The following is a 15,891-nucleotide window of genomic DNA, read 5'->3' as shown; positions in this document are numbered from 1 at the left end:
ACACACACACAAATGAGAAAACACACACTTTGCTTTTTAATGATGCTGGGGGCAATGGTTACTTTGACCTCTGCGTATGCTCAGCAAAAAATGGAAAAAAGTTTTAAGCCATCAGAACTTTGGCATGATACGGATGGTCAATTGATCAATGCCCATGGCGGAGGGATACTTTATGCCAATAAAAAGTATTATTGGTTTGGAGAAAAAAGAGGGAAGCAGGTCTCTCAAGGAGTAACAGTGTATTCGTCTAAAGATTTGTATGCCTGGAAATATGAAGGTGTTGCATTATCTCCGGACAAGAATTCTGAAAGTGAGATTACGGAAGGTTGTCTTATAGAACGTCCGAAAGTGATTTATAATAAGAAAACGAGTAAGTATGTGATGTGGTTTCATTTGGAATTAAAAGGAAAAGGGTATGCTGCAGCAAAGGTAGGGGTTGCAGTAAGTGATAAAGTAACTGGTCCATATAAATTCGTAGATAGCTTCCGTCCGAATGGCAACATGTCCAGAGATATGAATTTATTTGTAGATGATGACGGTTCTGCATACCATATCTACTCTTCTGATGAAAATATGAATATGCGTATTTCAAAGCTTACAAATGATTACCTTAAAGCAACGAAAGAAGATAAACTTCTCTTTAGAAGACAACGGGAGGCACCTGCCATTTTTAAATATCAAAAGAGGTATTACTTAGTTTCCAGTGGATGTACAGGATGGGCACCGAATGAAGCAAGTGTGCATATGGCTGATAATTTGTTTGGTCCGTGGAAGCTTATGGGTGATCCAATGAAAGGACCGAATGCGAAATCGACATTTGGTGGCCAGTCTACATATGTATTACCTTTGGTTGGTAAAAAAGATGCATTTATTTTTATTGCTGACAAATGGAATCCTAAAGATTTAATGGATAGCCGTTATATTTGGTTACCTGTTCAATTTATCGAAGGTCAAGTAAAAATAGAATGGATGGATCAATGGAACTTAGATTGGTTTAAAAAAACTATACTGTAATAAACACTTATTTATAAATTCAGTACAATGAAAATTTAAGAAATATGTTTGGTTTTTTCTTGGCTCTTGCAAGTCAATTTCAAGGTTAAATGGAAACAATTAGATTATAGTAATTTCAATGTTCATTTTTCAGCGAAATAAAATTATGTTAAAGAAATATCTGTTTTTAGTTCTGACCAGCCTGCTGATAAATCATTCGTTCGCACAAACAGCTAAACACACCTTTGCGGTTGGTAAAAATGAGTTTTTACTCGATGGTAAGCCTTTTCAAATTATCTCTGGCGAAATGCATTATGCCCGGGTGCCGCGCCCTTACTGGCGGGACCGCTTTAAAAAAGCGAAAGCTATGGGGCTAAATGCCATTTGTACCTATATGTTTTGGAATGCCCATGAACCTGTAGAAGGACAATATAACTTTAGTGAAACCCTGGATGTAGCAGAATTTTGTAAAGAGGCCGCAGAAGAAGGCCTTTGGGTGATTATTCGTCCTGGCCCATATACATGTGCAGAATGGGATCTTGGGGGACTTCCCGCATGGTTATTGAAGAAAAAGAACGTTGTGATGCGGTCATCTGACCCAAACTATATGCCACAGACTTTGACTTATCTTCGTAAAGCGGTTGAGCAGATTAAAGGATCCCTAATTACGAACGGAGGTAATGTACTCATGGTTCAGGTGGAGAATGAGTACGGCGTGTACGCTGGTGATAAAGTATATCTGAATGGGATAAAAAATACACTTCTAGACGCAGGTGTAGATGTTCCTTTATTCCATTGTGATTGGGCCGGAAAGAATTATTTTGACAAGGCTCATATTGATGGTGTGATGCCTTCCATTAATTTTGGAGGTGATGCACAAAAGAACTTTTCTATATTCGAAAAGTATGCACCTGATGCACCAAGGTTCAATTCGGAATTTTGGACAGGTTGGTTTGATTACTGGGGTGGAAAGCATGAAGTACATACGGTAAAGGAAAAACTGGATGACTTTAAGTGGATGATTGATAATGGGGTCTCTGTTAATTTGTATATGTTTCATGGAGGAACCAGTAACGGCTTTTTTGCAGGTGCAAATGGGGGCAACAATTATTATACTCCTTATACGACTAGTTATGATTATGATGCGCTACTCAATGAAAATGGGGAACCTACGGATAAGTACTTCGCTTTTAGAAAAGTGATACTGGATAAGTTTCCGGATTTGGATTTACCAGAGTTGCCTGTGCCTATAAAGAAAATTGAGATACCTGAAATTCAGCTGAAGGCTTATGCATCATTGGAAGATAATCTTCCTGAAGCGAAGCTATTTGATACTCCTCAAAATATGGAAGCTCTTGATCAGACATCAGGACTGATTTTATATGCGCACGAATTTAGCGGGGTATTAAAAGGAACCCTGCTGATTAAGCGGGTAATGGATAGGGCAACTATATATCTGGATGGTAAAAAGATTGGAACATTGGACAGAAGGCTTAATCAATCAGCCTTGCCTTTTACTGCCGGTAAGGGTAAACATCGGCTGGAGATCTTAGTGGAACACCAGGCACGTGTTAACTTTGGAAATGCCATTGATCAGGAAAGGAAAGGGATTACTGAAGGGGTGTATATCAATGGGAAGGAATTAAAGAGCTGGCAACATTACACGTTGCCTTTAACTAATATTGATCAGTTTAAAGCTTCTGCTATCAAAGAAGGATACCCGCATTTGTATACCGCAGCGTTTGATGTTTCTGAAGTAGGGGATACATATATTGATACGCGAAATCTGGATAAAGGGCTTTTATGGGTAAATGGTCGTTTAATAGGACGCTACTGGTTTATTGGCCCTCAACAAACGTTATATGTTCCCGGTTGCTGGTTAAATCAAGGGAAGAATGAGATTAAGGTTTTGGAGATGGGAACTCCTAAAAAACTTAGTTTGACAGGGATCAAACACCAGATATGGTCAACGGAAGTGGATTCTTCACTGATGCATAGCCGTGCTGGACAGCGCATTCAGTTAGTCAATAAGCAAAAGGTTAAAAGTGGCCTTTTGGAGAACAAAGAGGGATGGCAGGAAGTGAAGCTATCTGCGCTGGTTTCAGGTAGGTATATATGTTTGGAGAGTACAGCAGCTTATGAAGATTCGCCTTTTACAAGCATTGCTGAATTAAGAATTACTGATGCGAAAGGAGCGGATATCCCTCGTGAAGATTACACCATTGTGTATGCTGATAGTGAAGAGTTTGGGGAAGAGAATGGCTTAGCAAGTTTGCTGATGGATAATCAACCAACTACTTTTTGGCATACGCAATACAGTAAAGAAAAACCTGGGCAACCTCATCAGGTAGTGATAGATCTTGGTAAAAGTTCAAGTGTTTCGGGCTTTCGTTATCTTCCCCGTATAAAAAATAGTGCAGGAAGGGTGAAAGGGTATAATTTATATGTTTCTAAAACGCCTTTCATGATTAAATAATCTGAAATTTGGATTGACTTATTTACCCCTTATTCATTATGAATATACCCCCTGGTTTAATGAGTAAGCTTTGCTACTTTGCGACTTGTAAACCTGCCCAATTTAGGATATTTGTTCCAATAGCTTGATTTTGCTCAAATTGAAATTAAATATTGGAACGAAAGCCCTTATAGGCATTTAATCCTAATAATGATATGATTCGAATAGTAGTAGTCTTTTTAGTTTCATTGTTCTTGTCCACAACCTTATATGCACAAAGTATCAGTAAGGTTAAGGTGGTTTCCGTTGCTGATGGCTGGGCAAACAACTCTGTGAATGCTGTAATATTCAGAAAGAACTCATTGGTTACTCATAAGCTGACACAATATATTGCTTTCTATGATAAGGACCGGTATGTAGTACTAGGTAAAAGAAAACTGGGTACGAAAAAATGGAAGTTAAAACAGACACGCTATCAGGGAAATACTTCTGATGCGCATAATACAATCAGCATCATAGTGGATGGAGAGGGCTATTTGCATATTGCCTGGGATCATCATGATAATGCCTTACGCTATTGCCGAAGTATAAGTCCTGGTTCATTAGAGCTTACTGAAAAATTACCTATGGCTGGTTCGTTGGAGGAAAAGGTGGCTTATCCTGAGTTTTATACCATGAAAGATGGTAACTTGTTGTTCTTTTATCGCAATGGACAATCCGGTAAAGGAAATTTGGTGATTAACCGGTATGATACGGCATCGAAAAAATGGTCGCAATTGCATAGTGACCTGATTGATGGAGAAGGTAAACGAAATGCATACTGGCAGGCAAATATTGATCAGCAGGGAACAATACATATTTCCTGGGTATGGAGAGAAAGTCCTGATGTTGCCAGCAATCACGACATGTGTTATGCCCGTTCTAAAGATGGAGGGAAAACATGGGAAAAGTCTACAAGTGAAAAATATATATTACCAATTACAGCAGTAAGTGCTGAATATGCAAGTAAAATTCCGCAAAACAGTGAGCTGATCAATCAGACTTCTATGACTGCGGACTCAAAGGGAAATCCTTTTATTGCTACTTATTACCGAATTGTTGGATCGGCGATTCCTCAATATCATATTATATACCATGATGGAACATTATGGAAAGATTTGAATTTAGGGTTTAGGCAGATTCCATTTTCTTTAAAAGGTGGTGGTACAAAAAGGATTCCTATTTCACGTCCGCAGGTATTTGCTTTAAATAAAGGGAAAAGAACGACTCTTGCCTTGTTATTTCGTGATGAAGAGCGGGGAAGTAAGGTTTCCATCGCGATTTGCAAGGATTTACAACAACCGGAATGGAGGATTAAAGATTTATCGTTATTGCCAGTTGATTCCTGGGAACCGTCTTATGATACCGAACTATGGAAAAAACAGCATAAGCTGCATATTTTTGTTCAGCGGGTCGAGCAGGTTGACGGAGAGGGCAAGGCTGATGTTCCTCCTTCTGCAGTTCAGGTGCTTGAAACCGATATAAACTAAATTTACTATATGAAAAGGAACATAATTGGCCTGTATATGCTTATTTTGACAAGTACATTGCTGGTGAACACCCTATATGCACAAACTCATAAAGCCAAAGTAACAGATCCAGGAGCTCAGGTGCTTGAAATCATCAGGGGGGTAAATGATTACTGGCAATCTGCAAATCCTGTTCAGGATCGGGCATTCTGGGATCCTGCTGCTTATCATACTGGAAATATGGAGGTTTATTTCTTAACTAAAGAAGAGCGTTATCTCCGTTACTCTGAAGAATGGGCAGAAAAAAACGAATGGATGGGAGCAAAGTCACCCGATAAATCACAATGGAAATCGACCTATGGCGAAACGGATGAACATGTACTGTTTGGTGACTGGCAGATCTGTTTTCAAACATATGCAGATCTATATGCAATCAATAAGGATGAAAAGAAGATCGCTAGAGCTATTGAAGTTATGGAATATGAGATGAGTACATCTCATCACGATTATTGGTGGTGGGCAGATGGTCTCTATATGGTTATGCCGGTGATGACGAAACTGTATAGAATAACCGGGAATGAGTTGTATCTGGAAAAGCTACATGAGTATTTCGATTACGCGAATAGCATCATGTATGATTCTAAAGAAAAGTTGTACTACAGGGATGCAAAATATGTTTATCCGAAACATACCAGTGCAAACGGTAAAAAAGATTTTTGGGCACGTGGGGATGGATGGGTCTTTGCCGGTCTGGCTAAGGTGTTAAAAGATCTTCCGAAGCATGATAAACATCGAAAGGAGTATATTGCTAAATTTAAGGGCATGGCTGAAGCAATTTTAAAATCTCAGCAAGCCGAAGGATACTGGACGAGAAGTATGCTTGATTCGGCACATGCACCCGGACCTGAAACGAGTGGAACAGCTTTTTTTACGTATGGTTTGTTATGGGGGATTAACAATGGATATCTGAAAGAGAAAATATATATACCCGCTGTAAGTAAAAGCTGGGGTTATCTGACTAAAACTGCCTTACAAAAGGATGGTAAAATAGGTTATGTTCAGCCAATTGGTGAAAGGGCAATACCCGGACAGGTGGTTGATAAAAATTCTACTGCTAATTTTGGAGTAGGGGCATTTTTATTGGCATCCTGTGAAATGTATCGCTATGTGAGCAAGCCTTAATCGTCTGGAAGGGCAAAAAAAAGAGACTGAAAGGATGTTATGCTTTCTGTGAATTTAGAAATAGCGTGTTCTTAGGAATTTTACAATATTGTGTTCCTAAGTTGTTCTTTAGTTAGCTACTTAACGATATTCGATTTTAAAATATTCAGTTTTTTCAATCAATCAAATTTAAAAGCGTGAAAGTCATTGGATTATTTTTAGTGTTTTATTGTCTTACATCTGCCACACAAGCACAGAATAAAAGAACTGAACCTGTTGACAGTAGAAAATTCTGGTTAGATCATCTGGATAGGGTAGCACGACCAGTCATTTTTAATTTGGCAAATGACAAATTGAAAGAAAAAATGCCTGTTACGTTATCTACACATATTGATAATAAAGAACAACGGACAAAAGTGGCTTATCTGGAAGCTTTTGGAAGGACTTTAAGTGGAATTGCTCCTTTCTTAAATCTGGAAGGAGGTTCTAAGGAAGAGGTTGCGTTGCGTAAACAATATCGGGAATGGACATTAAAAGCCATAGCGAATGCAGTAAATCCATCTGCTAAAGATTATATGGTTTGGAATGGCGGACAACCTCTTGTAGATGCTTCATTTTTTGCTCTTGGAATGATACGTTGTCCCTGGTTATGGCAACATCTTGATAAAAATGTACAAGATCAGGTAGTAACAGCATTACTGACAACCCGAAGTACTGTACCTGTTTACTCCAATTGGATTTTATTTTCAGGGGTGATAGAAGCGTTCTTTTGTAAGTATAATATAGAGTATGATCAAGTGAGAGTGGAATATGGCGTAAGGGAGTTTGCTCAGCATTGGTATACAGGTGATGGAATGTTCTCGGATGGTATGCAATTTAGTCTGGATTATTACAATAGCTATGTGATTCAACCTTATTTGGCTGCCATATTAGAAACTGTAAATAAGAAGAACGGTCGCTATAATTGGTATACACCAAAGTTTGATCAGATCAGTAAACGTTATGCTGAGATTTTGGAAAGGCTTATTAATGCAGATGGGAGTTTTCCTGTTATTGGCCGCTCCATTACTTATCGTGGGGGAGCTTTTCATCATTTGGCTGATATGGCTTATAGAAAGCAGTTGCCTGTTTCTCTTCCTGCAGCTCAGGTAAGAGGCGCTTTATCTGCAGTGATCCATAAAACATTTGAGTCGCCAGCTACTTTAACTAAAGATGGTTGGTTGACTATTGGTCTTTATGGAAATCAGCCAGAGTTAGGCGATTTTTATATCACTACAGGGAGTTTGTACCTGTGTATGGATATATTATTGCCTCTGGGATTACCAGATACAGATGAGTTCTGGTCGGCACCTTCATTGCCTTGGACAGCTGTAAAGGTTTGGAACGGACAGGATACTCCGGCAGATCATGCTTTAGACTTAAAATAATACCTAACTGACGATTTATACGCCATGATTATTTTGAACATTTATAAATCCGTTGTTTTACAAAGAGTTTTTTGACCCTGATTTGGTATGGGTAGGGGATTATTACTATCTGACCCATACGCTATGCCTGGACATCGCGGATGGTAGGGCAAAGACCATTAGTAATTGGTTAATATAAAAACAAGCAATAAACAGATAAGGAGAAAGATTTTCCGCCTTATCTGTTTTTTGCTTGTTTTAAATACTAAATGGCAGGTATAATGTCAATAACAACTGTTCTGTTATAAAAACGTTCTTCAGGAAGATTGTTTTCGAACGGTGCGTGATCCAAATCTTCACCAAAACCTGATGTTTCAAACTTTACATTTGTAACACCTGAACCTGATAATACACGCTCAATACTGTTTTGAGTTTGCTCAGACCTACTTTGAGATAAAGTAGTGTTATATGTTACATCTCCAATAACGTCAGTATGACCATGTATAATCACAGTAGAGCCTGAAGTAATTAACGGCGAAACGACATCAGTTAAGAACTTTTCGTAGGAAGCTACTGTATTTGATTTATTGAAATCAAACAATATGCTATAACGGAAGCTCTTTTCAATAGTTTCCTTCTGACTGATTAAATGAAGAGAACTTTCTTTTTTAACTGGAAGTCCGTCTTTTGTTTCTCCATTCATAGCAATCTGGTAGGTTCCTTCCTGACTATTATTTAAGATAGTCTTACCTGGTATACTTGCCTGATCTTTTGTGAATGGTCCGTAATTTTGAACTATTCCATTAGCATCAGTAAGCGCTACAGACCATGATTTAAGTTGCTTTTCAGCTCCTTTTACATTTAAGATAACATGGCTGTCAAGTGGATCTACCTGAGATGCATTGATTTGGATTGGCTTCATCATTCCGCCGCCTACTTCCATAAGTAATTCAGCTGAGGTGCTTTGAATATCAACCCTGCGATCTTCTTCACGTAAAAGTGCAAGTTCCCTGGTTCCATCAGGTTGTTTAGAAGGAATTACTGGTTCTGTCCGTCCGTTGGTAGTGATTCTTGAACCATCAATTCCAAAAGAGGTAACCATATATTCTTTGATCGATTCTGCAAATGCTCTGCCTTCTTTTTTTCCTTTGGCTGAAGCACCAACCAGAGTTATAGAGGTAGTAGGATTGGCACGCATACGATCACCCAAGATGTTCAGGATATTGTGATATACATTTAATTGTCTGGCAGATCGTCCATTTGTATTAGCTGACTGTTCGTTAAGTAATTGCTCTTCTTTAAAATTACCAGCCTGATCTGCTGAAAGAAGTACATACCTGGATGGAATTTCAGATGATCCTGGATTGAAAAACACAGAATTACGCAATGGTAAAGTTTCACTTATCTGATGGTTTAAGGATATCTCCTTAGGTTCACGAACAGTGAAAATAACATCCGTTACAGGAACTGCGACTGGAGCATCTGCAATAGCATCCTTTTCTCCTCTTCCAAATTTTAGAGCGATACCTGTTCTTACCGAAGTGATAGACCAGCTTTCTATATCACGGGCATCCTGACCAAAATAAGGATGGAAAGAAACGAATGGTGATAGATTTATTTTGGTACGGCTGTTTGGAGAAGATATATCAAAATCATAACCTGCACCAATCTGACCTGATACCACTGTTTTTCGCATCTCACTTAGTTCGGAATCAGTATCCGGTTGTCTAAGTTGGGTGTAGGAGAAATCTTTATTTAAGTTGAAGGCCACACGTGGTCCTGCAAATAAATAAAAATTAGAAGAAGCAACCCTTAAACGTAAACTAGGTTCTACAGTGATATAGCTTGTGTTGGTTTCTAATGTGGCTGGGCAGTTGCAGGGAGCAATAACATCATCAAACTTACCTCCACGACCATCATAGCCTACATTCAGCATAACTCCAAGAGCGCTAGCGGGGCGATATTCTATCAGGAATGAGCCGTAGGGACGTATTCCAAAACCGTCATGAAAGGCAGTAGGTGCAATTAATGTATTGTTTAACCTTTGGGTTGTGCCGTCATAGAAATTGAAATTTGCTGCTCCGGATACACCAAACCACCAGGTTGGTTGAGTTGTTTGCGCTTGAATCGTCATATGGCCAAGAAATAGCATCAAGGAGCAAATGGTGAATCTTTGTGTTAGTTTATTTATGGGTAACATAGAAATTTTGTTTAAATTATTTTAGTTATTTGAGCTATAATATCCCCCCTTTTTAGGGGGGTAAAAATCAGTATCCTGTCCTTTAAGGGATTAAGGTTTAATAACAGTAGAAGTATTAAGCGTAACGGCTGTCTGAGCCAGTAACCTTCCTGTAACTTTAGCTCCTGTATTAAGGGAAATCAGCGTCTTGCTTAAGATATTACCGCTGAAATCTGTGTTTGTACCTAGAATGGCTTGTCCTGATACTACCCAAAAGATATTCTTTGCTTGTGCTCCGCCCTTCAAAGTGATAATACCACTATTAACGGTTAGGTCTTGTGCTATCTGGAATACCCATACATCATTAGGACCACCCTCAAGCGTTACGCCTGCATTTGTTATCAGAACTCCTGTGCTCCATTTATATAAGCCGGCAGGTAATGTTCTTCCACTGATATCTCCTGCGTACAATGCCACTATTGGTGCAGGTGTTACCAGATTATTTCCTGTAGTAAATGCAGTTTCCATGTCACTTACAGCTGTCGTCATTTTGGCAGGAGTAGGAGCAGCATAGTCAGATGCATATACTTTCCCTGTTACAATAGGAGATGTTGACGACTGATTATTAGAATCCATTATTAAACCGAAACCAGTAATCGCAGTAGCAGCAGCAGGACTTACTCCTATATTGCCATTAATTACAGTTACTCCAGTAGTTGAAATACCTGACTTAGTTAATATTCCAAAGTCAGCTGATGATCCGAGATTTATTGGTGCTGGACCAACAGTAGGCGCTGGAATGAAATTAGCAGTAATGTTCTTATTTGAGTTCATGATCACAGTTAATGGGTTCGCTGAGCCAGTAGCGTCTCCACTCCATGATGAAAATATATAGCCTTGATTTGGTGTGGCTGTTAATGAAACTGTAGACCCATGGTTATAGGTCGGCTGATTAGGATTCTTAACAACGGATCCATTAGTCGCAGTTACGTTTAATGTGTAGCTGTTAAGCGCGAAATTTGCAACCAATGATGTGTTTACACTTATCGGAAATATGAAAGTTGAGCTTGTTGAAACAATTGCCTTAGTGGCATTGTCAGTCCAATTTGTAAATGTATAACCATTGTTCGCAGTAGCTATAACTGTTACCGATGCGCCTGCAGTGTATGAACCATTTCCAGTAGTTGTACCACCTGCAGGGGGAGATGATGATAATACAACAGCAAGTTGTGCAACAGGAATCAGAGTATAGTTAGCTACTAATGACCTGTTTCTACTAACGGCAAAAGAATAGCTTGAACTAGGGGATACGATTGCTCCGGCCTCTGTCCAGTTAACGAAGGTGTAACCAACATTTGGAGTGGCAGTTACTGTTACTGGCGTACCAGCAGCAAATGAACCTGCACCGTTTGTCGTTCCACCTGCAGCAGGACTTGATGCAAGACTAATAGCAAAATTTCCAGCTGTTACTTCGGTAAAATTAGCTACTAAAGCTTTATTTCCTGCCATTGTAAGCTGATAGCTTGAACTTGTTGAAACAACAGTTCCATTGTCAGTCCAATTTGCAAATGTGAAACCACTTTCTGGAACTGCGGTAACTGTTACAAAGGAACCTTGAGCAAAATCTCCTCCTCCAGCAGTTGTACCACTTAAAGTTGGATTTTCTGATAAAGTTACTCGGGGAATAGTTGTAAATGTCCATACATAATCACTTACCATTGCTGTACGTAATGTATCGGTCGCTCCAGTAGTTATAGTACCCGTATAGGTAGTAAAAGGTAAAAGGTCTACATCTGGGTCAAATGTAAAAAATTTACCATCTTCTGTAGGAGAAACAGTTCCTGAAACAAATGTTGTGCCCTCTTTAATAGTGAATGTAGTCTTACTGATTGTTGAAGATTCCATATCCGTATTAAATGTTGCTGAAATCAATTTATTAGTGACAACATCAACTGCTTTATCCATTGGGTCTGTGGAAACTACTACCGGACATACTCCTGTAATTTCTCCATCGAAATCGTCTTTTTTACACCCTGTTGTAAAAACTGCTAACAGTACAATCAGTGAACATATAATATTATATGTTTTTGAATAATGCTTGTTTTGTTTTACTTTGTAACTACTTATAGTCAAAGTATCTTTTTTGTTCATAATGTTATTTATTTATTGTGTATTTATTCGTGAAGAATTGAATGCTATAAACGAGAATGATAGGAGTACTAACTAAGCTTTTGAAAAGCTATGAGATTTTTATGTTTCTCCTATAAGTGTAGTTGTTTATTTTGCCTGATTGAGATGGCCGAGTGCGTTTAAGTAAGCCTCTCAAATTAGGTTCAACCAAGAATTAAAATATTAATAATATAGCATATCATGTTGACTAACCATTTACAAAACACGTGCCTCCTAATTTTGAACTTCTTACTTTATTAGTTGAAGCGGTGTGAATTCAAATCTTTTTTTTAAGAAAATGAAGGTTTGGCATGAGCACAAGGCACTTTTAGGATTAAAGCATCAATCTTATTTTTTTTCAACCCCATATAATACTAGCTGGAATATTATATCGCTAGAAAATAAAATGCTCACTTTATAGGATTAATTGTATTCTTTATGTGAAATACTGTATAAATAATGATACTTCTAAGAAATAAAAAATGCACTTTTGGTGACACTTAATTTAATTCGGTATCCATAGACATTGATTGCAAAGAAAGCATCTTTTTTGATAATCTGAATATTTGCCAGTAACTCTTCTACTGGTTTTGTTTCTACCTAACCCAAGTTTTAAACTTCTTTATTACTTCAGTTTTTGAAAAAAGAAGTATCCTTTTTCTTTCTCCTATGATCAAAATACATGAATAAAAGCAAACTGTTTATCTTCTGGACAAATAATTGCTCCAACCAGAACAGCAGGCGCCATTTGATTGTCTGTTTCCATTAGGTATAACCTTTTTTATTTATGAAGTAAAATTAGTCCATTTTGAAACAAAATTTATTAAAAATTCTTCTCTGATTACAAAACTTACTTATGAAAAATCAAGAAATCAATAACCAGGTGCCTGAAGAGAATGTAGGTACAGAAGAGGAAAGGAATGATACAGCTAGTACAGGAGATGATACAATTGGTGAAAATACCGAATTAACTCCTTTAGCATTGGAAGTTATTAAGGACAATGACACTGACGCGGAAATAGAAAAAAATCAGGAGGAAACAGACTTTCCTGAAAAGAACGGTTAAATAATACAAACTGTTTGCAATACAAACATTAAATCTAGAGCTCCTTCAGTTCCCCTACTACTTTTGCCATTGTTGATTTAGCATCGCCAAATAGCATCAGGCAGTTAGGATAGCCGAATAGCTCATTCTCAATGCCAGCATACCCTGCATTCATACTTCTTTTACAAACGATTACAGTGCGAGCGTTATCAACATTTAATACTGGCATGCCAAAAATAGGACTTTGAGGATTGGTATGAGCAGCTGGATTAACCACATCGTTTGCGCCGATAATTAAAGCGATATCCGTATTTGCGAATTCATCGTTAATATCATCCATCTCAATTAATTTATCATACGGAATATTAGCTTCGGCAAGAAGTACATTCATATGTCCTGGCATACGTCCGGCTACAGGGTGAATGGCAAATTTTACTGATATATTCTTTTTCTCCAGCAAATCAGTCAGTTCTCTTACAACATGCTGCGCTTGAGCCACAGCCATACCATATCCTGGAACTATAATAACAGAGGAGGCAGAGTCAAAAAGCATGGCTGTTTCTTCCACCCCTATATCTTTAACAACAATATCCTCACCACTTGTAGACGATGTACCTACTGTCTGACCGAATCCACCCATTAATACATTCGCTAAAGAACGATTCATGGCTTTACACATTATTTGTGTCAGAATTATGCCAGAAGTACCTACAAGAGCACCGGCTATAATCAATACCTGATTGTTGAGCACAAATCCTGTTGTACAAGCAGCAACCCCTGAATAAGAGTTCAGCAGCGAGATCACTACCGGCATATCTGCACCTCCAATTGGTATCACGACAAGTACCCCCAGAAGCAAGCCTAAAAATAAAATACCCATCATCCAGACTTCTATGTTGGGGTTTATTACAACAAGCACCGATAATACAAGTATGATAAGTAGAATCATCGCATTAATTAAATGTTGTCCCTTAAAAACAATGGCATGGCCGTTAATCAATCCTCTCAGTTTACCAAATGCCACCATAGATCCTGTAAAGGTTATCGAACCAATGATCACACTTAAAACAACTGTTACTGCAACGATTGCATCCATTGTTAAGCCACTGTTATGTGCTTGTTTCCAATATTCAGAAATGGCAACAAGAACAGATGAAGCACCTCCAAAACCATTTAATATACCTACCATCTCCGGCATTTGCGTCATCTTAATCTTTTGAGCCGCATAGGTACCAACAGCAGAGCCGATTAAAATGGTGATAAAAATTTCGGTAAAACTTAATACCTGCGAATCGAGTAAGGTTGCCAAAACGGCAATAAGCATGGCTACAGCACTCAGTATATTTCCCCGTCGTGCTGTTGCTGTTTTTCCAAGCATCTTAATGCCCACAATAAACAATATAGAAGCAAGCAGGTAAGAAACCTGTATAATTAATTTAAGATCCATGTGCTATTTTTTCTTTTTAAACATCCTTAACATGCGGTCAGTCACCGCATATCCTCCAACCACATTTAAGGTAGCAAGGAATAACGCTGCTATACCTAATATTTTACTAACAGGAAGGCCTGCAGGGCCTGCAGCGACTATTGCTCCAACAATAGTAATTCCCGAAATGGCATTAGATCCCGACATTAACGGGGTGTGCAATGTAGGTGGAACTTTAGCGATCAGCTCAAAGCCCACAAAGCTGGCAAGTACCAGCACATATAACAGTATTATTAAGGTTTCTGCATTCATGCTTTATTCTTATTTAAAATTTCTTTAGTAAACTGATGGACAACTTCGCCCTGATGGGTAATGAGGGAGCCTTTTGTAATTTCCTCTTCCATTTCCCATTTAAAGGATTCTTTATTTGCAAGATGCAATAATAATGTACTAATATTCTTTGCATAAAGTTCACTCGCATTGACCGAAACCATTCCCGGCAGGTTAGATTCACCAATAATGGTAACACCATGCTTGATTACGGTGCAATTAAGTTCGCTTATCGCGCAATTTCCCCCGCTTTCTACAGCCATATCAACTATTACAGAACCAGGTTTCATACTCTTAACCATATCTTCAGTCACCAAAACAGGAGCTTTCTTCCCGATCACAAGTGCCGTAGTAATCACGATATCAGCCTCAGCAATATGTTTAACAATAAGTTCTTTTTGTTTTTGAAGGTATTCTGCAGAAACTTCTTTAGCATAACCTCCTTCTGTTTGAACCCCTTGGGCCTGCACTTCTAGAAACCTTCCTCCCAATGACTCTACCTGCTCCTTTGTTTCGGCACGAACATCAGTAACTTCAACCACCGCACCTAAACGTTTAGCTGTAGCCACTGCTTGTAAACCTGAAACTCCGGCACCAAAAATTAATACACGTGCAGGTGTTATTGTACCCGCAGCTGTCATCATTAATGGAAATATTTTACCAAGAGCATTTGCACCTAATAACACAGCTTTATACCCTGCAAGATTAGCCTGGGAGCTTAAAGCATCCATTTTTTGTGCACGCGAAATACGTGGTACAGCATCCATAGCAAATGCCGATATCTTCTTTACTAACAGAGTCTCTATTGTTTCGGGAACAGTATAACCATAAAGAAAAGATATGGTTATAGAGCTTTCTTTAAGGAGCAATAACTCATCAACCAAGGGGGCATTTACCTTCAAAAGAACATCCGCCTCAGTTAAAAGGGTTTGTTTATCTGAATAAACACGTGCACCTACAGCTTCATAAGTAGAATCGTAAAAACCGGTTGCTAAACCTGCACCCGCTTCAATAAGACATTCAAATCCAGCTTTTACAAGTGATTTAACACTATCTGGAGTAAGTGCTACCCGTTTCTCGGGTTCTTTGCACTCTTTAACAACAGCAATTTTCAAGTGAAATGGTATTTAATCTGGTTAATAATGATGAAACGAAAGTAAAATGAATAATCTATGTAAAAAATGATTCAAGCCACTTTTTTAAATGAGTTGGATAATGA

General features: G+C 38.4%; 11 protein-coding genes. 6 read left to right on the top strand and 5 right to left on the bottom strand.

The window, feature by feature from the left end:
- Nucleotides 1–12: 12 nt before the first annotated feature.
- The 5 genes from BFL47_RS01180 (at nt 13) to BFL47_RS01160 (ending at nt 7,544) form a co-directional block, all read left to right on the top strand.
- Nucleotides 13–1,014, top strand: a complete 1,002-nt coding sequence (locus BFL47_RS01180) for a glycoside hydrolase family 43 protein (RefSeq protein ID WP_083256925.1) — start codon at nt 13–15, stop codon at nt 1,012–1,014.
- Between the two features lie 145 nt (nt 1,015–1,159).
- Nucleotides 1,160–3,469: a beta-galactosidase gene (locus BFL47_RS01175; RefSeq protein ID WP_069658037.1), complete on the top strand. Its 2,310-nt coding sequence runs from the start codon at nt 1,160–1,162 to the stop codon at nt 3,467–3,469.
- A gap of 194 nt (nt 3,470–3,663) precedes the next feature.
- Nucleotides 3,664–4,977: a BNR repeat-containing protein gene (locus tag BFL47_RS01170; RefSeq protein ID WP_069657953.1), complete on the top strand. Its 1,314-nt coding sequence runs from the start codon at nt 3,664–3,666 to the stop codon at nt 4,975–4,977.
- Between the two features lie 9 nt (nt 4,978–4,986).
- On the top strand, nt 4,987–6,138 hold the full coding sequence (locus tag BFL47_RS01165) for a glycoside hydrolase family 88/105 protein (RefSeq protein WP_083256923.1): 1,152 nt from the start codon (nt 4,987–4,989) through the stop codon (nt 6,136–6,138).
- Between the two features lie 176 nt (nt 6,139–6,314).
- Nucleotides 6,315–7,544: a DUF2264 domain-containing protein gene (locus tag BFL47_RS01160; protein WP_069657952.1), complete on the top strand. Its 1,230-nt coding sequence runs from the start codon at nt 6,315–6,317 to the stop codon at nt 7,542–7,544.
- Nucleotides 7,545–7,788: 244 nt separating this feature from the next.
- On the opposite strand, the gene BFL47_RS01155 is transcribed toward BFL47_RS01160, so the two are convergent.
- Complete coding sequence (locus BFL47_RS01155) at nt 7,789–9,723, bottom strand: outer membrane beta-barrel protein (protein ID WP_069657951.1); 1,935 nt, start codon at nt 9,721–9,723, stop codon at nt 7,789–7,791.
- Nucleotides 9,724–9,813: 90 nt separating this feature from the next.
- Nucleotides 9,814–11,853: an ice-binding family protein gene (locus BFL47_RS01150; protein ID WP_069657950.1), complete on the bottom strand. Its 2,040-nt coding sequence runs from the start codon at nt 11,851–11,853 to the stop codon at nt 9,814–9,816.
- An 874-nt stretch (nt 11,854–12,727) separates the two neighbouring features.
- Between BFL47_RS01150 and BFL47_RS01145 the strand changes: the two genes are divergently transcribed.
- Nucleotides 12,728–12,937 carry a hypothetical protein gene (locus BFL47_RS01145; protein WP_069657949.1) on the top strand — a complete coding sequence of 70 codons (210 nt, stop codon included), beginning with the start codon at nt 12,728–12,730 and terminating at the stop codon, nt 12,935–12,937.
- Nucleotides 12,938–12,971: 34 nt separating this feature from the next.
- On the opposite strand, the gene BFL47_RS01140 is transcribed toward BFL47_RS01145, so the two are convergent.
- The 3 genes from BFL47_RS01140 to BFL47_RS01130 are packed head-to-tail and all read right to left on the bottom strand — an operon-like array spanning nt 12,972 to nt 15,787.
- A complete protein-coding gene (locus BFL47_RS01140; protein ID WP_069657948.1) occupies nt 12,972–14,363 on the bottom strand; it encodes an NAD(P)(+) transhydrogenase (Re/Si-specific) subunit beta in 1,392 nt (463 codons plus the stop codon).
- Between the two features lie 3 nt (nt 14,364–14,366).
- Nucleotides 14,367–14,654: an NAD(P) transhydrogenase subunit alpha gene (locus BFL47_RS01135; RefSeq protein WP_069657947.1), complete on the bottom strand. Its 288-nt coding sequence runs from the start codon at nt 14,652–14,654 to the stop codon at nt 14,367–14,369.
- Nucleotides 14,651–15,787 (bottom strand): Re/Si-specific NAD(P)(+) transhydrogenase subunit alpha, encoded by a 1,137-nt coding sequence (locus tag BFL47_RS01130; protein WP_069657946.1) that lies wholly within the window; start codon nt 15,785–15,787, stop codon nt 14,651–14,653. The genes BFL47_RS01135 and BFL47_RS01130 overlap by 4 nt, the downstream gene beginning before the upstream one ends.
- Between the last annotated feature and the right edge of the window lie 104 nt (nt 15,788–15,891).

The organism is Arcticibacter eurypsychrophilus, assembly GCF_001730525.1.
Taxonomy (GTDB): domain Bacteria; phylum Bacteroidota; class Bacteroidia; order Sphingobacteriales; family Sphingobacteriaceae; genus Arcticibacter; species Arcticibacter eurypsychrophilus.
The sequence above is the reverse complement of the archived record's forward strand: the minus strand, read 5'-3'. Positions and strand labels throughout refer to the sequence as shown.

Bases quoted from the DNA above. Each gene is read 5' to 3' on its own strand.
- BFL47_RS01175 (WP_069658037.1), top strand. From the start codon at position 1,160: ATGTTAAAGAAATATCTGTTTTTAGTTCTGACCAGCCTGCTGATAAAT.
- BFL47_RS01150 (WP_069657950.1), bottom strand. From the start codon at position 11,853: ATGAACAAAAAAGATACTTTGACTATAAGTAGTTACAAAGTAAAACAA.
- BFL47_RS01145 (WP_069657949.1), top strand. From the start codon at position 12,728: ATGAAAAATCAAGAAATCAATAACCAGGTGCCTGAAGAGAATGTAGGT.
- BFL47_RS01155 (WP_069657951.1), bottom strand. From the start codon at position 9,723: ATGTTACCCATAAATAAACTAACACAAAGATTCACCATTTGCTCCTTG.
- BFL47_RS01180 (WP_083256925.1), top strand. From the start codon at position 13: ATGAGAAAACACACACTTTGCTTTTTAATGATGCTGGGGGCAATGGTT.
- BFL47_RS01165 (WP_083256923.1), top strand. From the start codon at position 4,987: ATGAAAAGGAACATAATTGGCCTGTATATGCTTATTTTGACAAGTACA.
- BFL47_RS01140 (WP_069657948.1), bottom strand. From the start codon at position 14,363: ATGGATCTTAAATTAATTATACAGGTTTCTTACCTGCTTGCTTCTATA.
- BFL47_RS01170 (WP_069657953.1), top strand. From the start codon at position 3,664: ATGATTCGAATAGTAGTAGTCTTTTTAGTTTCATTGTTCTTGTCCACA.
- BFL47_RS01135 (WP_069657947.1), bottom strand. From the start codon at position 14,654: ATGAATGCAGAAACCTTAATAATACTGTTATATGTGCTGGTACTTGCC.